This window comes from Streptomyces sp. YKOK-I1 (assembly GCF_054660435.1).
This window is the reverse complement of sequence record NZ_BAAGDR010000001.1, coordinates 498,498-516,528: the sequence shown is the minus strand read 5'-3', so window position 1 is coordinate 516,528 and position 18,031 is coordinate 498,498. Positions and strand designations below refer to the sequence as shown.

The 18,031-nt window shown below is 73.5% G+C and carries 16 protein-coding genes; 9 read left to right on the top strand and 7 right to left on the bottom strand.

The genetic code is table 11. The features are described from left to right. Nucleotides 1-4 precede the first annotated feature (4 nt). The 6 genes from ACYQ8Q_RS02390 to ACYQ8Q_RS02365 all read left to right on the top strand — a co-directional run bounded on the left by ACYQ8Q_RS02390 (nt 5) and on the right by ACYQ8Q_RS02365 (nt 4,467). Nucleotides 5-1,054 (top strand): thiolase domain-containing protein, encoded by a 1,050-nt coding sequence (locus ACYQ8Q_RS02390; RefSeq protein ID WP_460073137.1) that lies wholly within the window; start codon nt 5-7, stop codon nt 1,052-1,054. Next, nucleotides 1,051-2,217 (top strand): thiolase domain-containing protein, encoded by a 1,167-nt coding sequence (locus ACYQ8Q_RS02385; protein WP_460061354.1) that lies wholly within the window; start codon nt 1,051-1,053, stop codon nt 2,215-2,217. Before ACYQ8Q_RS02390 ends, ACYQ8Q_RS02385 begins: the two co-directional genes overlap by 4 nt. 83 nt (nt 2,218-2,300) lie before the next feature. Further along, nucleotides 2,301-2,543: a DUF397 domain-containing protein gene (locus ACYQ8Q_RS02380; RefSeq protein ID WP_055637141.1), complete on the top strand. Its 243-nt coding sequence runs from the start codon at nt 2,301-2,303 to the stop codon at nt 2,541-2,543. Between the two features lie 114 nt (nt 2,544-2,657). Beyond that, nucleotides 2,658-3,566 carry a universal stress protein gene (locus ACYQ8Q_RS02375; protein ID WP_460061352.1) on the top strand — a complete coding sequence of 303 codons (909 nt, stop codon included), beginning with the start codon at nt 2,658-2,660 and terminating at the stop codon, nt 3,564-3,566. Next, on the top strand, nt 3,563-3,811 hold the full coding sequence (locus ACYQ8Q_RS02370; RefSeq protein WP_460061349.1) for a hypothetical protein: 249 nt from the start codon (nt 3,563-3,565) through the stop codon (nt 3,809-3,811). The genes ACYQ8Q_RS02375 and ACYQ8Q_RS02370 overlap by 4 nt, the downstream gene beginning before the upstream one ends. Nucleotides 3,812-3,969: 158 nt before the next feature. Then, nucleotides 3,970-4,467: a hypothetical protein gene (locus ACYQ8Q_RS02365; protein ID WP_460061347.1), complete on the top strand. Its 498-nt coding sequence runs from the start codon at nt 3,970-3,972 to the stop codon at nt 4,465-4,467. A 4-nt stretch (nt 4,468-4,471) separates the two neighbouring features. On the opposite strand, the gene ACYQ8Q_RS02360 is transcribed toward ACYQ8Q_RS02365, so the two are convergent. Both ACYQ8Q_RS02360 and ACYQ8Q_RS02355 read right to left on the bottom strand, forming a co-directional pair. Then, the gene (locus ACYQ8Q_RS02360; protein WP_460061345.1) at nt 4,472-6,421 is read right to left on the bottom strand and encodes an N-acetylmuramoyl-L-alanine amidase; all 1,950 of its coding nucleotides are present in this window, start codon (nt 6,419-6,421) and stop codon (nt 4,472-4,474) included. Between the two features lie 124 nt (nt 6,422-6,545). Beyond that, nucleotides 6,546-7,685 (bottom strand): aminoglycoside phosphotransferase family protein, encoded by a 1,140-nt coding sequence (locus tag ACYQ8Q_RS02355; protein WP_460061342.1) that lies wholly within the window; start codon nt 7,683-7,685, stop codon nt 6,546-6,548. 231 nt (nt 7,686-7,916) lie between these two features. Here ACYQ8Q_RS02355 and ACYQ8Q_RS02350 point away from each other — a divergent pair, with 231 nt between their 5' ends. Further along, nucleotides 7,917-9,419 carry a DNA-binding protein NsdB gene (locus ACYQ8Q_RS02350; RefSeq protein WP_460061340.1) on the top strand — a complete coding sequence of 501 codons (1,503 nt, stop codon included), beginning with the start codon at nt 7,917-7,919 and terminating at the stop codon, nt 9,417-9,419. 31 nt (nt 9,420-9,450) lie between these two features. On the opposite strand, the gene ACYQ8Q_RS02345 is transcribed toward ACYQ8Q_RS02350, so the two are convergent. Beyond that, entirely contained in the window at nt 9,451-10,830 is a 1,380-nt protein-coding gene (locus tag ACYQ8Q_RS02345) for a PP2C family protein-serine/threonine phosphatase (RefSeq protein ID WP_460061337.1), read from the bottom strand. A gap of 349 nt (nt 10,831-11,179) precedes the next feature. On the opposite strand from ACYQ8Q_RS02345, the gene ACYQ8Q_RS02340 reads away from it, so the two are divergent. Next, nucleotides 11,180-11,593: an SsgA family sporulation/cell division regulator gene (locus ACYQ8Q_RS02340; RefSeq protein WP_460061335.1), complete on the top strand. Its 414-nt coding sequence runs from the start codon at nt 11,180-11,182 to the stop codon at nt 11,591-11,593. A 12-nt stretch (nt 11,594-11,605) separates the two neighbouring features. On the opposite strand, the gene ACYQ8Q_RS02335 is transcribed toward ACYQ8Q_RS02340, so the two are convergent. Both ACYQ8Q_RS02335 and ACYQ8Q_RS02330 read right to left on the bottom strand, forming a co-directional pair. Beyond that, the gene (locus tag ACYQ8Q_RS02335; RefSeq protein WP_460061333.1) at nt 11,606-12,631 is read right to left on the bottom strand and encodes a Gfo/Idh/MocA family protein; all 1,026 of its coding nucleotides are present in this window, start codon (nt 12,629-12,631) and stop codon (nt 11,606-11,608) included. Nucleotides 12,632-12,729: 98 nt separating this feature from the next. Continuing rightward, the gene (locus tag ACYQ8Q_RS02330; protein WP_460061331.1) at nt 12,730-13,824 is read right to left on the bottom strand and encodes a baeRF3 domain-containing protein; all 1,095 of its coding nucleotides are present in this window, start codon (nt 13,822-13,824) and stop codon (nt 12,730-12,732) included. A gap of 198 nt (nt 13,825-14,022) precedes the next feature. Here ACYQ8Q_RS02330 and ACYQ8Q_RS02325 point away from each other — a divergent pair, with 198 nt between their 5' ends. Next, nucleotides 14,023-14,793 (top strand): alpha/beta fold hydrolase, encoded by a 771-nt coding sequence (locus ACYQ8Q_RS02325; RefSeq protein WP_460061329.1) that lies wholly within the window; start codon nt 14,023-14,025, stop codon nt 14,791-14,793. Between the two features lie 27 nt (nt 14,794-14,820). On the opposite strand, the gene ACYQ8Q_RS02320 is transcribed toward ACYQ8Q_RS02325, so the two are convergent. Continuing rightward, complete coding sequence (locus ACYQ8Q_RS02320; RefSeq protein WP_460061328.1) at nt 14,821-16,284, bottom strand: glutamate synthase-related protein; 1,464 nt, start codon at nt 16,282-16,284, stop codon at nt 14,821-14,823. Continuing rightward, entirely contained in the window at nt 16,285-17,877 is a 1,593-nt protein-coding gene (locus tag ACYQ8Q_RS02315) for an alpha/beta hydrolase (protein ID WP_460061325.1), read from the bottom strand. Nucleotides 17,878-18,031: the final 154 nt, after the last annotated feature.

Genomic DNA, 18,031 nt, shown 5'->3' with positions numbered 1-18,031 from the left:
GGAGATCGACAGGGAGATCGCCGTCGTCGCCTTCGGACAGAGCGACACCCTGCGCGGCACCGCCGAGCACTCCGAGGTGGAGATGCTCATGCCGGTCCTGCACGACGTGCTGGAGCGGACCGGACTGAAGACCGCCGACATCGGCTTCACCTGCTCCGGCTCCAGCGACTACCTCGCCGGCCGCGCCTTCTCCTTCACCCTCGCCCTCGACGGCGTCGGCGCCTGGCCGCCGATCTCCGAGTCCCATGTGGAGATGGACGGCGCCTGGGCGCTGTACGAGGCGTGGACGAAGCTGCTGACCGGGGACGCCGACACCGCGCTGGTGTACTCCTACGGCAAGTCCTCGCCCGGGTCGGTGCGGGACGTGCTCACCCGGCAGCTCGACCCCTACTACCTCGCCCCGCTGTGGCCCGACTCCGTCGCCCTCGCCGCCCTGCAGGCACAGGCGCTGATCGACGCGGGCGACACCGACGAACCCGCCCTCGCGGGGATCGCCGCCCGCAGCCGGGCCGACGGGGCGGGCAACCCGCACGCCCAGCTGCGGGGAGCGGTCCCGCACGGCGACTACCTCGTCCGGCCCCTGCGCACCGGCGACTGCCCGCCCATCGGCGACGGCGCCGCCGCCGTGGTCCTCGCCGCCGGTGACCGCGCCCGTGAGCTGTGCGAACGCCCCGCCTGGATCCGCGGCATCGACCACCGCATCGAGGCCCACGCGCTCGGCGTGCGCGACCTGACCGACTCGCCCTCCACCCGGCTGGCCGCCGAGAAGGCCGGTGCCTTCGAACGGCCCGTCGACACCGCCGAACTGCACGCGCCCTTCACCTCGCAGGAGGTCGTCCTGCGCAAGGCCCTCCGGCTCGGCGACGACGTACGCGTCAACCCGTCCGGGGGCGCACTCGCCGCCAATCCGATCATGGCCGCCGGGCTCCTCCGCATCGGCGAGGCCGCCGCCGCCGTCCACCGGGGCGAGTCCGACCGGGCCCTCGCCCACGCCACCTCCGGCCCGTGTCTGCAGCAGAACCTGGTCGCCGTACTCGAAGGGGATCCGCGATGAGCAAGGAACCCGTGGCCGTCGTCGGCATCGGCCAGACCAAGCACGTGGCGGCCCGCCGGGACGTCTCCCTCGCCGGACTGGTCCGTGAGGCCGCCCGGCGCGCCCTCGACGACGCCGAGCTGACCTGGGCGGACATCGACGCCGTGGTCATCGGCAAGGCGCCCGACTTCTTCGAGGGCGTGATGATGCCCGAGCTGTACCTCGCCGACGCGCTCGGCGCGGTGGGCAAACCGATGCTGCGGGTGCACACGGCGGGCAGCGTCGGCGGCTCCACGGCACTGGTTGCCGCCAATCTGGTCGCGGCCCGGGTGCACGGCACGGTCCTCACCCTCGCCTTCGAAAAACAGTCCGAGTCCAACGCCATGTGGGGCCTGTCCCTGCCGATCCCCTTCCAGCAGCCCCTGCTGGCCGGCGCCGGCGGCTTCTTTGCCCCGCACGTCCGCGCCTACATGCGGCGCAGCGGCGCGCCCGACACCGTCGGCTCGCTGGTGGCGTACAAGGACCGGCGCAACGCGCTGAAGAACCCGTACGCGCATCTGCACGAGCACGACATCACCCTGGAGAAGGTCCAGGCCTCGCCGATGCTCTGGGACCCCATCCGCTACTCGGAGACCTGCCCCTCCTCCGACGGGGCCTGCGCGATGGTCCTCACCGACCGTGCGGGCGCGGCCCGTTCACCCCGGCCGCCCGCCTGGATGCTGGGCGGCGCGATGCGCAGCGAACCGACCCTGTTCGCGGGCAAGGACGCCGTCTCCCCGCAGGCCGGCAAGGACTGCGCGGCCGACGTCTACCGCCAGGCCGGCATCGGCGACCCGCGCCGGGACATCGACGCCGTCGAGATGTACGTGCCGTTCTCCTGGTACGAGCCCATGTGGCTGGAGAACCTCGGCTTCGCCGCCGAGGGCGAGGGCTGGAAACTCACCGAGTCCGGGGTCACCGAGCTCGACGGGGACCTGCCCGTCAACATGTCGGGCGGGGTCCTGTCCACCAACCCGATCGGCGCCTCCGGCATGATCCGTTTCGCGGAGGCCGCCCTCCAGGTGCGCGGCCTGGCCGGGGAACACCAGCTGGAGCGGGCCCGCAAGGTGCTCGGACACGCCTACGGCGGCGGTTCGCAGTTCTTCTCGATGTGGCTCGTGGGAGCGCGGCCACCGGAGTCCTGAAAGGCACCCTTCACGTGCTCTGTCGGCACCCGGAACCGATCGCTAGGCTGACCCGCGGACGACGAACCGGGAGGAGCACGGACGTGGCCGAGAGCACCATCCAGCAGCAGCCGCTCATGGGCTGGGACAAGCCTGAGCTGGACCTCAGCAACGCCGAGTGGCAGTCCAGCAGCCGGGGGCGGGGGGATGTCCAGATCGCCTTCGTCGAGGGATTCATCGCGATGCGCAACAGCGAGCGCCCCGAGAGTCCCTCCCTGATCTTCACCCCCGCGGAGTGGGGCGCGTTCGTCTCGGGCGCGCGGGAGGGAGAGTTCGACCTGACCTGACCCGGGGCGTTCGGTCCGTTTTTCCGGACACGCGACCGCGTACGTCGCCCCGGGGCCCCGGCTGAGCGAGGCTGGCCCCGGCGGGACGAAGGTCGTCCTCCGGAGGTGAGGACCATGAGCACCCTGCCGGTCGTCGCGGCGGTCGACGGTTCCGACGACAGCCTGCGCGCCCTCGACTGGGCCGCCGACGCCGCCCGCCGCCGGGGGGCGCCCCTGCGGGTGGCGCACGTACGCCACCACTCCGCCTGGGCGCCGCCCGGCGCGCCGGTCCCCGTGCCCCCTCCTCCGGAGGGCGACCGCGTCCTCGCCGACGCCCGGGCCCGCCTCGCGGGGGACGGTGGGTCCGGGATGCCGGACGTGGAGTACGCCGGCCTCGACGGCGCCCCCGGCGCCCTGCTGCCCGCGCTCGGCGCCGAGGCGCAGCTGCTGGTGCTCGGCTCCCGCGGCCGCGGCGGCTTCGCCAGTCTGCTGCTCGGCTCCAACGGACTGAGCGCGGCCCGGGACGCCGAGTGCCCCGTCGTGATCGTGCCCCGGCCGGACCGCACGGTCGACCTCACGCTGCCCGTGGAGCCCGGCCCCCGCGTGGTGGTCGGCCTCAAGACCGACGGCCCCGACGACGCCGCCCTCGACCTCGCCTTCACCGAGGCGGCCCTGCGCGACGCACGTCTGCACGTGGTCGCCGCCTACCCGTGGCCGATCCAGACCTGGGTCGCCCCCGGCGACCTGCCCACGACGGTCTACGACCAGGACGCCATCGAGCACGAGACCCGCACCCTCGCCGACGGCTTCCTCGCCCCGCACCGCGCCCGGCACCCCGGCGTCCGCGTCGACACCGTCCCCACCCCCGGCGACGCGGCCGGACTCCTCGTCGCCGCCTCCCGCGACGCCGAACTGGTCGTGGTCGGCCGCCACCGCCGCCGGCTCCTCGCCCCCGCCCGCATGCTCGGCTCCGTCACCCAGGCGGTGCTGCTCCACGCGGCAAGCCCGATCGCCGTGGTGCCACCGGTACCGGCCGAGGAATGACCACCGACGCCGGTGGTCCGTGCCGCCAGGGACCCCTCTCGCTTCCCCTGGACACCCGGCTCGCCCTCGACCTGGCCCTCACCGTCCGCCACGACGGCGGCATCGCCGACGACCTCTGCGACCCGTCCGGCCTCACCACCTGGGTCAGGGCCCGCCCCGACCTCTTCCCCGGCACCGACGCCTACCGGGCCGACCTGACCGCCATACCGCCGCCCCAGGTGCGGGCCGTCCTGCCAGGACAGTGAGCTGACAACCGGGGGCCGGTCCAGCCGGCTCAAGGGGCGCGGGTCTGTATCGATATGGGGCTCCGCATCGATATGCGGCTCCGCCGCGTGGGCGCGACCAGCCGCACACGAGCCGCACCCGAAACACGACCGAACCCCCGGGGCCGTACGATGGCCGCATGTCGTTCCTCCGCCGCCGCAGCGCCACCCCCGCCGGCCCCGATTTCGACGTGCTGGCCATGGACCCGGGCGACTGGCCCGGCAACCTCGGCGCCGGCCTGCTGCCCGCCCCCGACGGCAGCTGCCAGGGCGTGTTCCTGCGTTACGACCTGTTCGGCGGCCGCGGCCCCGCGATGATCATCGGGAACCTCCCCGAGGGCTCCCCGGCCCGCGAGGTCGCCGACGGCGAGATCCCCTTCGAGGTCGCCCAGCTGCTGCTCGCGCTGGAGAACGACGAGGAGGTGACCGTCGTCGGCACCGAGGACATGCCGGTGATGCAGGGCGACAACCTGCTCATCGTGCGGCGGCTGAAGCTCTCCGAGGGCCGGATCGCCTGCGTCCAGTTCGACCGCAGCGACAACGTCCTGGTGACCATCGCCGCCTGGGACCGCCCCATCACCGACGACCTGTACGCCCTGCTGAAGCCTCTCCCGGCGGAGCTGTTCCAGCAGGGCTGAGGCGTCAGGACGCCGGCACGACCGTCACGTCCGCCGCGCGGACGAACGCCACCCGGTGGCCGTACTGGATCTCGTAGTACTGGTCCTTGCCCTCGACCACCCGATGCGTGCTGGGGTCGAAGGAGCCCGCGTAGAGGTACTCGCCCGGCACCCTGTCCCCGGCCACGTACCGCTGGCCCTTCGGCAGGGTGTACGGCAGCGCGGAGACCGGCTGCACCGGCACCCCCGCCGGATAGGCGGAGGCCTCCGGGTAGGCGCGCCCGTACACCGGAACGCCGTCCAGGCCCGACCGCGGAGTGATCAGCACCCCGTGGGAGGGCACCGCCGTCGGTTTGGACTGCGGGTTCCTGAACCAGGCCTTGCGCCCCAGGTACCAGATGGCCGTCCAGTCGCCCCAGGTGCCCGCGACCGCGAACTGCTGGCCGGTGGAGACCCGTGAGGACAGGTCGTTCACCCCGGTGGTCGGGGTGCCCAGACCGGGGTCGGTGACCAGCGCCGCCTTCTCGTCGTGGTCGGAGTACAGCCGCACCGCGCTGGAGCCGTGCGCCGCGCACGTCTTGCCCTTGCCGCCGCAGTCCAGGTACGCGGGCCGGTTGGTGGCGTAGTCCGGCCGGATCGTCACCACCTGGCTGCCCGCGGGCGCCGTCGGCTCCAGCGGCCGGCCCAGCAGTTCGAAGTAGTGCCGCCAGTCCCAGTACGGCCCCGGGTCGGTGTGCATACCGCCCACGTTCGCCGCGGTCGGGCCGGGCACGGTGTCATGCCCGAGGATGTGCTGCCGGTCCAGCGGAACGCCGTACCGCGCCGCCAGGAACGCCACCAGCCGCGCCGAGGACTTGTACATCGCCTCCGTGTACCAGGAGTCGGGCTGGGCGAGGAAGCCCTCGTGCTCCAGACCGATCGAGTTCGCGTTGACGTACCAGTTGCCCGCGTGCCAGGCCACGTCCTTCGTCCGGACGTGCTGGGCGATGTGCCCGTCGGTGGAGCGCAGCGAGTAGTGCCAGGACACATAGGTGGGGTCCTGGACCAGGTTGATGACCCCTTCCCAGCCGCCCTCGGTGTCATGGATGACGATGTACCTGATCGGCGAGGACGCGGGCCGGTCGGCCTCGTCGTGGTTGCCGTAGTCGTCGGCGCCGAACGCCTCGTACGGCGCCGGGATCCGCTCGCAGGACACCCCCGCCGGACACTCGGTGCCCTCGGCCGAGCCCTGGCGCAGACCGGCCCGGTCGATCTGGGTGATGCGGGGGTCCAGGTTCGGCTGCGCGGTCAGCGCGACGAGTTCGCCGGTGTCGGTGACCCGCCGCTCGCCGGTGCGCATCACCTCGTACACGTCGTTGGCGTACGCGGCGGCGGTCTCGCTGTCGTCCGCGCCCGAGAACCGGGCCACCGCGCCGTACCAGTCCGAGGGGTCCTCGCTCAGCGGCTCGCCCAGGTACTGCTGGGCGTCGGCGAGCAGCGCGGCGCCGCCCGCCACATTGGCCGCCGGGTCCTTGCGCAGCTTCGCGGCGCTCAGCCCGGTCAGCTTCGCGGCCCGGGGGAGGGTGCGCAGCCGGGCCGGGATCTCGTCGCCCTCGGGGAGCCGCACCCGCGGATGCCGGGCCCGGCGGGCGTCGTCGCCCCGGGCGTCCTCGGTGGCCTCGCTGTGGTGCGGGGTGCCGGCCAGGGCGGTCCGGGCGTCCGTGAGGTGCATCGGGCCGTAGCCGCCGGTCACGCTGGGCGCCCCGGCGTGGGTGTCCCAGCGGGACTGGAGGTAGGAGACGCCCAGCAGCACGCTCTGCGGCACGTGGTACCGGGCGGACGCCGTGGCGAAGGCCTGCTGCAGACCGGACGCCCCGGTCTCGGCGGCCGACGGCGCCGCGCCGAGCAGGGGCAGCAGCAGAGCCGCTGAGGCGAGGGCCCCGGCGGCTCTTCGGGCAGGGACGGGTGGTCGGGGGTGGGTGACGGGTCCTGGCAACGCGGCCTCCTCGGTCTGCCGATAACCCGTCAATCATGACCATATAAAGGACATTTGCCGTGGTAGCAACGCACGGAGGGCCGCGGTGCACCGCCGTTCTGGCGCACCGCGGCCCTCCGTCCCCTCAGCGAGTGCCGACCGCCGCGCGCACGGCCCGGCGGGCCAGCTGGCAGTCGTCGTGCAGCCGCCGCAGGAGCAGCCGCTGTTCCTCGCCGGACGGCGCGGCACTCGGGTGGGCCGCGCCCGGGGCCGTCGGGGCCGGGTCGTGCATCGAACGCTGCACGGCCGTCTCGTAGGTGCGGATCTCCCGGGTCAGCACCAGCATCAGGTTCACCAGGAAGGCGTCCCGGGAGGCCGGTCCCGCCGACTGGGCGATCTGGCTGATCTGACGGCGCGCCACCGGCGCGTCACCGAGGACCGACCACAGCGTCGCCAGGTCGTAGCCCGGCAGGTACCAGCCCGCGTGCTCCCAGTCCACCAGCACTGGACCGGCCGGTGAGACGAGGATGTTCGACAGGAGGGCGTCGCCGTGGCAGAACTGCCCCATGCCTTGCCGGCCCGCGGAGGCGGCGATGCCGTGCAGCAGTTTCTGCAGGTCGCCCAGGTCCCGGTCGGTGAGCAGACCCAGCTCGTGGTAGCGGGAGATCCGGGCCGCGTAGTCCAGCGGTGCGTCGAAGGTGCCCGCCGGCGGACGCCAGGCGTTCAGCCGGCAGATCGCGCCGAGCGCCGCCCTGATGTCCGCCCGCGGCGGAGCCTCGGCCGGGTGCCGCTGGAGGGCCGCCACCCGCCCCGGCATCCGCTCGATCACCAGGGTGCAGTTGTCCGGGTCCGCCGCGATCAGTCTCGGCACCCGCACCGGGGGGCGCTGCCGGACGAACGTGCGGTATGACGCTATTTCGTGCCGGATTCGCTCGGCCCAGACGGGCGAGTGGTCCAGTAAACACTTCGCGACGGCCGTACTGCGTCCGGTCGTGCCGACTAGCAGCACCGAGCGTCCGCTGCGCCGCAGCACCTGCACGGGGGCGAACTCCGGACAGATCCGGTGCACCGAGGCGATCGCGGTGCGCAGCTGCGCGCCCTGCGGGCCGCTCAGGTCGAGTCTGCCGCTGAGCGGCTGGGTGCCGAGCCCCGCGGGACGGCGGACACCGGCCGCGCCGAGCGCGGGGGCCGCCGTCCGTGCGGGGGCGAGATAGGGGCCGCCGCCGCCCTGGCGGGGGTGCAGCGGCCGGGGCGGGGCGGACACGGAGGACGATGCTGCGTACATGGGCGGAACAGATCCCTTCGTGTGCCTGCGAGTCAAAGCGCTGCCCCGACCGATCACCCGGGTGCACCCTGGGGAATGTCCCTCGGCGACCGGGTCGGGGTGGCGCGTTCCTACCTGACACCCGTCGCCCAGTGGCACACCATCTGGCGGACCCTGGCGAACCCTGGCGAATAGTCGCTCGGCAACTTTCACCGGGCTACTGTCAACTCAGCCGAGAACCTGGGGGCTTACGTGAGCGGACAACCCAACACCCGCCTTGCGGACCTGTTCGGCCTGGCCGGCTGGTCCAAGGGTGAACTCGCGAGGCTGGTCAACCGGCAGGCGGCGGCCATGGGCCACCCCCAGCTGTCGACCGACACCTCCCGGGTGCGGCGGTGGATCGACACGGGAGAGATCCCGCGCGATCCGGTGCCGCGGGTGCTGGCGGCCCTGTTCACCGAGCGTCTCGGCCGTGTCGTGACCATTGAGGACCTCGGTCTGGTCCGGCACGGGCGTACGGGGAAACGGCCGGGCGGCGGGAGCGCAGAACATCCCGACGGCTTGCCGTGGGCGCCCGAACGGACTGCCGCGGTCCTCACCGAATTCACGGGAATGGACCTCATGCTCAACCGACGCGGCTTGGTGGGCGCGGGTGCCGCGCTCGCCGCGGGATCAGCACTCAGCAGCGCCATGTACGAATGGCTGCACACCGACCCCACCCTCTCCGCCGACGCTCCCGTCCTCGACAACCCCCTCCTCCCGCATGCCGACCCCGCTGGGTTCGACCGCTATGAGGCCGCCCCCATCGGGACGGAGGAGATCGAGGAACTGGAGCGCTCGGTCGAGGTGTTCCGAGCCTGGGACGCGGCCCGCGGGGGCGGGCTGCAACGCAAGGCCGTCGTGGGACAGCTCAATGAAGTGGGCGGCATGCTCGCCTACCACCATCCTGCCCATCTCCAGCGGCGCCTGTGGGGCGTCGCCGCCAACCTCGCCGTCCTCGCCGGCTGGATGTCGCACGACGTCGGCCTCGAACCCACCGCCCAGAAGTACTTCGTCATCGCCGCCCATGCCGCACGGGAGGGCGGCGACCGGCCGCGGGCGGGGGAGGCGCTCTCCCGCGCGGCCCGTCAGATGGTCCATCTGGGCCGGCCCGACGAGGCCCTGGACCTGATGAAGCTGGCCCAGTCCGGCTCCGGCAGCCAGGTGCTGCCGCGGACCCGGGCGATGTTCCACACCATCGAGGCCTGGGCGCAGGCGTCGATGGGCAAGGGCCAGGCCATGCGCCGCACCCTGGGCCAGGCGGAGGACCTCTTCGTCTCCGACCGGGCCGATGCGGAACCGCCGTCCTGGATGCAGACCTTCAAGGACGAGGATCTGTACGGCATGCAGGCCCTGGCCTACCGCACCCTGGCCGAGTTCGAGCCGCAGGCGGCCGTCCACGCCCAGTACTACGCGGAGAAGGCCCTGGCGCTCCGGGTCGACGGCCGGGAGCGGTCGAAGATCTTCGACCATCTGTCCATGGCCTCGGCCTGCTTCATCGCCGACGACCCGGAACAGGCGGACCGCTACGCCCGGCTGGCCCTGATGTCGATGGGTTCGAACTCCTCCCGTCGCACCTGGGACCGGCTGCGCGAGATGTACCGGCTCACCGCGGAGTACGCCGGCTACCCGAGCATCAGCGAGCTGCGTGAGCAGATCAGGCAGGCGCTGCCGAGGCCGAGGGGAGGACGGGGCGGCAACACCGCTCAGACGTGAGTGCGTCGGCGGTACGTTGACGAGCAGTTGATCACCGGGTGACGCGGGCGACGAGCACACAGGCGTCGTCGTCGCGCGCGCTCTCGCCGAACTCCTCCACGACCGTCCGCAGGCAGTCCTGTGCGGTGCGCGCCTCGTGGAAGCGGGGGGCGAGGTCGAGCAGTCGGTGCGTCCGGTCGCCGGGTACCAGTCCGGCGGTGTGCAGCAGGAGCAGGTCGCCCGTGCCGAGGGTCGTTTCGGCCTGCCCGTAGACGGCGCCCGTGGTGGCGCCCAGGAGGACACCGTCGGGTGTGTCGAGCCGGCACCCCGTCCCGTCGCGGAACAGCAGCGGGGTGGGGTGTCCGGCCTGCGCCCAGGTGAGGGTGCGGGTGTCGGGCCGGTAGCGGCAGCACAGGGCGCCGGCCAGCACCGGTTGCACGGTGGCGTCCAGTAACTGGTTGAGCCAGCCCATCAGTTGGGCGGGTGCGGTGCCGGCCATGCCCATGCCGCGCAGGGCGCCCAGCAGCATCGCCGTGTCCGCGGCGACGGCCGGGCCGTGGCCGGTGAGATCCCCGACGCTCAGCAGTGTCTGGCCGTCGGGGAGTTCGAGAGCGTCGTACCAGTCCCCGCCGAGCGGCGAGCCGGTCGCGGCGGGCAGCCGGGCGGCGGCGAGGTCGAGGGTGCCGGTGTCCCGGTGCGGCAGCCGCAGGGCGCCGTGTCCGGGTGGGAGCACGGCCTCGTGCGGCTCGACCGCGAGCCGGTGGTCGCTCCGCGTGCGCTGCCGGTGGCGCTGCAGCGACTCACGGGTCTCGCGCACCTCGCTCTGGCTGCGGCGCAGCGCGCTGACGTCCCGCAGCACGGCCCACATCGAGGCGGTGCCGCCCTCGCCGTCCAGCACGGGCTCACCCATCATGTGCACGGTCCGCACCCCGCCGTCGGGCCGTACGACGCGGAACTCGCCGTCGATGGGCCGGGCGTCCACCAGACAGTCCGTGACCATCGCGGTGAGCTTGGGCCGGTCCTCGTCGAGGACGAGCGAGGGCAGTTCGTCGAGGGTGAGCGCGGGGGTGGCCGGGTCGCGGCCGAGGATGCCGTAGAGCTCCTCGGACCAGAGGGCGTGGTCCGCCAGCAGATTCCACTCCGCGCTGCCGACCCGGCTGAGCAGTGAGTCCCGGGGGGCGGCGGGGGCCGGCGGCGGGCCGTCCCGGAGCTGGGCGAGATGGGCGTCGAGGTCCTCGAGCTGATGGAGCGCCAGGTCGTACAGCGCGCGCTGCCAGCGGCCCTGCGGGTCTGCGGTGTCGATGTCCCGGGCGTCCCGGCGTACGGCGTCGACGTCGACCTTGAGCCGTCGCGTCTGCGAGATCAGCGCGTCGACCGAGCCGCGTCCCGGCGGCTGGGCGGCGGGATGGTCCGCAGACAGATGGGACGGCATGACGCACTCCGATGCGGGGACGGTACGACGAACGGGGACGGAAGGGCCGTTACGACTGTTGCACAGCCCGCGACGGCGTGTAAGGGATTTGGCAACACACGATTCAGTGGTGTCTCTGGCATATGCCTCCGTCCCCGAGGCGGGCTCGCGGCGGTGCTGGTCATATGCCGGGAGCGGGGTGAAGTCGTAGGTGACGTACGTGACTTGAGGGAGCGGAGGGGGCTACGGGAAGACCGCCGGTCGCCTGTTCGGCGGCCGTATGTTCAGGTCATCGGTGCCGTGACGCAGATCACATCAAGTAGCACCCGCTTTCGCGTAATGCGAGCGGTGCATCCGGGGTCCTACAAGCATGGACATCACCCTCGAACAGCCCGTCCGCGCGCGCCTGATCACCGCCGAGGACCAGGAACTGCCCGTCGCCGCGACGCTCCGCTACGCCGCCCACGACCCGTTCGCCGTGCACCTCGACTTCCCGGCGGAGATCTCCCTCGCCGAGGAGGCCGCGACCTGGACCTTCGGCCGCACCCTGCTGGAGGAGGGCCTCCACGGCCCCGCCGGCACCGGCGATGTGCACATCTGGCCCTGCGGCCCGGCCCGGACGGTGGTGGAGCTGCACTCGCCGTTCGGGATGGCACTGCTCCAGTTCGACACCTTCGCCCTGCGCCGCTTCCTGCTGCGCAGCTACGCCGTGGTCCCCGCGGGACGGGAGGACGTCGGGGCCGCCGTCGACGAGGGCCTCCAGGCCCTGCTCGGCAATGTCTGAGTCCGGGCGGTCTCAGTCGTCGTGCCCGGCGTACAGCGCGGGACGCCCGGCGAGGGCGATCCCGACGCGGCCCCCGCTCTCCAGCGCCCGGATGCCGGCCTCCGCGACGGCGGAGGCCGCGTAGCCGTCCCAGGCCGTCGGGCCGGTGACGCGGCCCCGCCGGGCGGCGTCGACCCAGCTCTGCACCTCACGGTCGTAGGCCGCCACGAAGCGGACCAGATAGTCCTGCGGCACCTCGGTCGCCGCGTCGCCGCGCGCGGTCACCAGCATCCCGTGGTCGTCGCCGATGCGCGCGCTGCCCGCCTCGCACACGGCCTCGCAGCGCACCTGGTACCCGAAGCCGCAGTTGACGAAGACCTCCACGTCCACCAGGGCGCCCCCGTCGGTCTCGAAGACCACGAACTGCGGGTCGAGCAGCCCCTGCGGAGCGCCGGAGGAGGGGCGCGGCCGCAGCACGGAGACCGCCGTCAGTTCCTGGCCGAGCAGCCAGCGGGCCGCGTCGATCTCGTGCGACACCGAACTGTCGATCAGCATCGCGCTGGTGAAGTCGGGCGGCGAGGAGACGTTGCGGTGCACACAGTGCAGCATCAGGGGCCGTCCCAGCCGCCCGCCGTCCAGGAGCGCCTTGAGCCGCCGGTACTCGGCGTCGTGGCGGCGCATGAACCCGACCTGGGTGAGCCGTCGGCCGAGCCGGGCCTCCGCCTCGACGATCCGCAGGGCCCCTGCCGAGTCCGGCACCATCGGCTTCTCGCACAGCACCGGAAGCCCCCGGGAGAGCGCCGCGAGCAGGGCCTCCTCGTGCGCGGGACCGGGCGAGGCGATCAGCACGGCCGCCACTCCGGGGGCGTCCAGCGCGGCCTCCGTCTCCGTGTGCACGACGACCCCGTCGATGCCGGCGATGGCGTCCTCCGCCCGCGCCGGGTCGGGATCGGCCACGGCGGCGACCCTGGCCCCGCTCACCACGCGGTCCAGGCGCCGTATGTGGTCCGCGCCCATGTGCCCGGCCCCCAGCACCGCCACACCCAGCAGATCCCCCACGTGCCCGCTCCCTCCCGGCCGACGATCTTGTCGTAGCGTACGCGCGGGGGCAGGGGGTGCGGAGGGGCGGGGAGGGGGGGCAGAAGCGACGGCGGTTCTCAGTACCGCAGGACTCCCGCGATCCCCGCCTCGTTCCCGAGCGTGCCGTCCGGGACGAAGCGCACGTCGGCGCCGGTCTCCAGGCACTGTTCGACGATCTCGTCCACGATGTCCTCGCGGGCGTCGAGGTCGCCGCTCAGGGCCGGGATCAGATGGTCGCCGTCGTCGCGCACGGTCACCCGGTAGTTCTCCTCGACGGCGAGCAGCCGGACCCGGCCCTCGCGGGCGCTCTGCCACACCTCGTCCACGCCGGCCGCGAACTCCTTGCGGCCGAGGGCCGATTCGAGCGCGCGGCTGACCGTGTCCACGCTGTGGCGGGCCTCGGCGGCGACCATCGGCCGCACCGCCTGCCACACCGAGTCCGGGGTGCCGTGCGACAGCCCGCCGTGCGGGACGTGCACCGCGGCCCGGGTGACCGTGCCGATCTCGTCCAGGGCGGAGAGGGCCGCCTGTTCACCGGTGATGTACAGCGGCCGCGCGGCCAGGCGCAGCAGCCGGTTCATCGCGGTGTCGGCCTCGCGCAGGAAGTGACGGGTGTCCTCGTCGCGGAAGGTGCTCGGGGTGTCGCCGATCTGCTCCCGCCGCTCGGCGTCGAAGTTCTCCTGCCGACGGAGCATCGGGAAGCCGCCGAGGTGCTCCTCCGTGACCCGCTCCGGCCCGCCGCTCCACAGGGTGACCCGGTCGGCGGAGACCGACAGCACCCAGTACGGCCGCTCGGCGGCCTGCGCGGAGACGAGGTTGCGGGTCAGGAAGGTGTCCGAGAGCACGACCCGCTCCGGCACCGGACGGCCCAGCGACCACACCTGGTGCTCCCCGGGCGCGGCGAAGATCACCAGCCCGTCCTCGGTGTACGTCAGGTCGACCTCGGCGAGCGCCCGGTCGAGCTGGTCGGCGACGTCGGCGCGCCGCTCGCGGGTGACCCCCGGGTCGGATTCGAGCTGTTTCTTCGCGTCGGCCACGACATTGCGCAGCCGGACCCGGTCCTGGGCGTTGTCCGGTTCCCGGCGGTGCGTGGGGGTCAGCACGGAGACCGCGGGATAGGGGCGCGGGCGGCGCAGTTCGGAGAGGGTCGCGGGACTGAGTGCGTGCTCCATATGAGCACCATAGGACCGATTCACCTATGGGGCATTCGGGGTAACGCGCGCAAAACGTTCGGTGGGCCGTCCTGTTGGGCGCGCCCACGGCGGTTCCCCGGCAAAGTCCCGGATTTCCTCGGCGTACGACGGTGACGACGACCCCGGCCGACGGTTACCGTACGCGTCAGTAACCGGGACGTACCGCAGGAGGCACCCATGCCGCAGCTCGAAGTCGACGGCGCACCGCTGACGTACGACGACGAGGGACCGCGCGACGGCGGCGGGACGCCGCTGGTCTTCGTGCACGGCTGGACGGCGAACCGGCGCCGCTGGGACCACCAGGTCGCCCACTTCGCCGAGACGCGCCGGGTGGTCCGACTCGACCTGCGCGGACACGGCGAGAGCGGTGGCGCCGGGGTGAGGACGGTGGCCGAGCTGGCGACGGACCTCGTCGCCCTCCTCGACCACCTCGGCATCGAGCGCTGCGTCCTGGTCGGCCACTCGATGGGCGGGATGATCGCGCAGACCGTCGCCCTCTCCCACCCGGGCCGGGTGGAGCGCATGGTCCTGGTGAACTCCATCGCCCGGATGACGTACAGCAGGGGCCGGGGCCTGCTGATGGCCGCCTCCACCCTGGTCCCCTTCAAGCTGTTCGTCGCCACCAACATCCAGCGCGCCTTCGCGCCGGGCTTCCCCCGGGAGGAGATCCGCCGGTACGTCGACTCCTCCGCCGACACCCCGCGCGAGGTGGTCATGACGCTGTACGGCGCCATGCGGGCCTTCGACGTCCTGGACCGGGTCGGGGAGATCAAGGCCCCCACCCTCATGATCCACGGGTACTACGACATCCAGCTGCCGGTGCAGCAGATGCTCCGGATGGCGAAGGCGTACCCGGACGCCACCGTCCGCATCCTGGACGCGGGCCATGAACTCCCCGTGGAGAAGCCGGCCGAGCTGACGGCGGCGATCGGCGCGTTCGTCGGCTGAGCCGGCGCCCGGCGCGTCCCGGCGGACTCAGCCGAAGGCGTCCGGGTCCGCCTCCGCCCAGTCGGCCGCCCAGCCCGCGGGTGGCCCGGCGGTGAGGGCGCCCGGCTCCAGCCACTCGTACAGCTCGGCGTAGGAACGGACCGTCCGCGCGTCCGTACGGCGCAGCAGATGCCCGGGGGTGAGCCCGCCCGGCTCGCGCACGCCCAGCGCCGCCATGATCCGGACCGCGCTGCGGACCGTCGCCCGCTGGTAGTGGCGCACGCGCCGGGCCTTGTCGCCGACGTGCAGCGCCCACACCCGCCACGGGTCCTGGGTGGCGACGCCGACCGGACAGGCGCCGGTGGGGCAGCGGCCGGCGCCGACACAGCCGACGGCGGTCATCATCGCGCGGGCCGCGTTGGTGTAGTCGGCTCCCTGGGCGAGCCGCCGGACGATGTCCGCGCCGGTGGCGATCCCGCCGCTCGCGCCGATCCGGATCCGGTCCCGGAGACCGGCGCCGACGAGCGCGTTGTGCACGGTCATCAGCCCCTCGGTCAGCGGCATCCCCGGCCGGTCGACCAGGTCCGCCGGCCCGGCGCCCGACCCGCCCTCCGCCCCGTCCACCACGACGAAGTCGGGCGTGACGCCTTCCGCGAGCATCGCCTTGCACACCGCGAGGACCTGCCGCCGCGACCGCACGCACAGCTTGAACCCGGTCGGCTTGCCGCCCGCCAGCTCCCGCATCCGGGCCAGGAACAGCACCAGTTCACGCGGTGTCGAGAACACCCGGTGACCCGGCGGCGAGACCACCGTCCGCCCCGGGACCACCCGCCGCTCCCGCGCGATCTCCGCGCTCACCTTGGCCCCCGGCAGCACCCCGCCGCCACCCGGAGCGGCCCCCTGCGACAGCTTCAGCGACACGCACTTCACCTCGGGCAGCGCCGCCCGGTCCGCGAACTCCCGCTCCTCGAAACCCCCGTCGGGAGCGCGGCAGCCGAAGTAGCCCGTGCCGATCTCCCAGACCAGGTCACCGCCGCCGCGCAGATGGTGATCGGAGAGCCCGCCCTCCCCGGTGTCCTGGGCGAAACGGCCCAGCGCCGCGCCCCGGCCGAGGGCGAGGACCGCGCGGGCGGACAGCGCCCCGAAGCTCAGCGCCGACACGTTGAGCAGGGCCATGTCGTACGGCAGCGTGCAGTCGGGCCCGCCCACGCGCACCCTCGGCTCCTCCTCGGGCGGCGGGACCGGGCCCGCCGAGGCCGCGAAGAACTCCTGCCCGTCGTGCGGGACGGGAACGGGGGGCGCCGGTTCCCGCACCGGGTATCCCAGACGGCCCACCAGGGGATGGTTGCGCAGCAGCGCACGCCGGCGCTGGAGCAGGTCCCAGGCGCCGAGCACGGCCAGGGCGAGCAGAGGGCCGACCGCCCACCACCACCGGGCGGACACCGCCCACGCCGCGGTCAGCGCCCCGGCCGCGCAGAGGACGACGAGCAGCCACGGCACGAACCGGCGCACTCAGCCGCCGTCCTCGTCGGACGGACAGGAACTGCCGGTGCGGGGCAGGGAGCCGTACAGCAGGAAGTCGTCGACCTTGCGGTGCACGCACTTGGACGAGCCGTAGCCGGTGTGGCCCTCGCCCCGGTTGTCGAGCACCACGGCCGCGTCGCCGAGCCGTGCGGCCGTCTCCACGGTCCAGCGGTACGGCGTCGCCGGGTCGCCGCGGGTGCCGACGAGGAGCATCTTCGCCGTGTCGACGTCCCTCACCTTCTCGCGGATGAAGTCGGTGCCCCGGGGCCGGCCGTAGCAGAGCAGGACCTCGGCCAGGCGGTACCGGCCGAACACCGGTGACGCCTTGTCGTAGTCGGCGCGCAGTCGTCGCAGGTCGGCGGTGATCCGCTCGGCGGTGGGGCGGTCGGGGTCGTCGGCGCAGTTGATCGCCATCAGCGCGGCCGGGAGGTTGTCCAGCGGAACGTCCTCGGCGTCGACGAGCGGGCTGGGGGAGGGGGCGGGGCCGGCGGCACGGGCGGGGAAGACTACGCCGCCGGTGGCGAAGGCCAGCACCCCGGAGGTGTCGCCGTCCTCGACGAGCCGGGCGAGCGCGCGCTCCAGCGAGGGCCACAGTTCCTCGCTGTAGAGACCCTGGCCGAGGGCGGCCACCAGGTCCTGTCCGGTGAAGTCGTCACCGAAGTCCGTCGGGACGGGGTCCTCGTCGAGCGAGTGGACCGTGCGGAGCACCTCCTCGCGGGCCGTCCGCGCGTCGGTGCCGAACGGGCAGGCGATGTCCTTGACGCACCAGTCGACGAAGTCGTCGAGCGCCACCTGCTGGCCCCGGGCGCCCGCGAGTCCCTGCTCGGTGAGCGGCTCGGTGAGGGTGTCGACGCCGTCGAGGACCACCCGGCCGACCTTGCCGGGGAACCGGGCCGCGTAGACGGCGCCCAGTCGGGTGCCGTAGGAGAATCCCAGGTAGTTGAGCTTCTTGTCGCCCAGGGCCTGGCGTATGACGTCCATGTCCTGCGCCGCGTCGACCGTGCCGATGTGGGTCAGGACGGGCCCGGAATGCCGTGCGCAGTCGGCGGCGGTCCGCTGCAGCCGCGTCAGCAGCGCGCGGGGATCGTCGAGCGCGGTGTCGTCCTCCAGGGCGCTCAGCCCCTCGTCCGTTTCCCCGGTGTCCCCGCAGCTGACGGGGGAGGAGCGGCCGACGCCCCGGGGGTCGAAGGTCACCACGTCGTAGCCGTCGGTCAGCTCCATGAAGTCCTTGCCGCCGTAGGCGAGCCCGGGGACGCCCGCGCCTCCGGGGCCGCCGAAGTTCAGCAGCACCGAGCCCCGCTTGTCGCCGGTGGCCCGGTAGCGGGCGAGCGCCAGGTCGAGGGAGCCCGCCCCGGGGTGCGCGTAGTCGAGCGGCACGCTCACCCTGCCGCACTGGAGGTCCTCGGGCACGCCGTCGAGGTCGCAGGCCGACCAGGAGATCTTCTGGTCGTAGAACCGGTCGAGGCCGGACGGGTCGGCCCCGGCCGCCGCGGCGGCCGTCGGCAGTCCCGTCCCCAGCAGGGTGAGTGCGGCGCCCGTGGCGAGTGCGCGGCGGCGTCGCGTCGACAGCATGGCCAGCATCAATGCCTCCAGGGACGCCCCGCAGCGGACCGGGGACCGGCGTCCCGATCACGATAGGCGGCCTCCGGAAGGCGCGCCTCCGGACGGGCGGCGGTCACCGCCGGGCCGTCCGGCGGCCTCGCGGGGGGCGGCCCGCGGGGGCGTGAGGCCGTTC

Excerpts from the sequence above, each read along its gene's own strand:
- ACYQ8Q_RS02385 (WP_460061354.1), top strand. The coding sequence starts at position 1,051 with ATGAGCAAGGAACCCGTGGCCGTCGTCGGCATCGGCCAGACCAAGCAC.
- ACYQ8Q_RS02375 (WP_460061352.1), top strand. The coding sequence starts at position 2,658 with ATGAGCACCCTGCCGGTCGTCGCGGCGGTCGACGGTTCCGACGACAGC.
- ACYQ8Q_RS02370 (WP_460061349.1), top strand. The coding sequence starts at position 3,563 with ATGACCACCGACGCCGGTGGTCCGTGCCGCCAGGGACCCCTCTCGCTT.
- ACYQ8Q_RS02365 (WP_460061347.1), top strand. The coding sequence starts at position 3,970 with ATGTCGTTCCTCCGCCGCCGCAGCGCCACCCCCGCCGGCCCCGATTTC.
- ACYQ8Q_RS02355 (WP_460061342.1), bottom strand. The coding sequence starts at position 7,685 with ATGTACGCAGCATCGTCCTCCGTGTCCGCCCCGCCCCGGCCGCTGCAC.
- ACYQ8Q_RS02345 (WP_460061337.1), bottom strand. The coding sequence starts at position 10,830 with ATGCCGTCCCATCTGTCTGCGGACCATCCCGCCGCCCAGCCGCCGGGA.
- ACYQ8Q_RS02340 (WP_460061335.1), top strand. The coding sequence starts at position 11,180 with ATGGACATCACCCTCGAACAGCCCGTCCGCGCGCGCCTGATCACCGCC.
- ACYQ8Q_RS02330 (WP_460061331.1), bottom strand. The coding sequence starts at position 13,824 with ATGGAGCACGCACTCAGTCCCGCGACCCTCTCCGAACTGCGCCGCCCG.
- ACYQ8Q_RS02325 (WP_460061329.1), top strand. The coding sequence starts at position 14,023 with ATGCCGCAGCTCGAAGTCGACGGCGCACCGCTGACGTACGACGACGAG.
- ACYQ8Q_RS02315 (WP_460061325.1), bottom strand. The coding sequence starts at position 17,877 with ATGCTGGCCATGCTGTCGACGCGACGCCGCCGCGCACTCGCCACGGGC.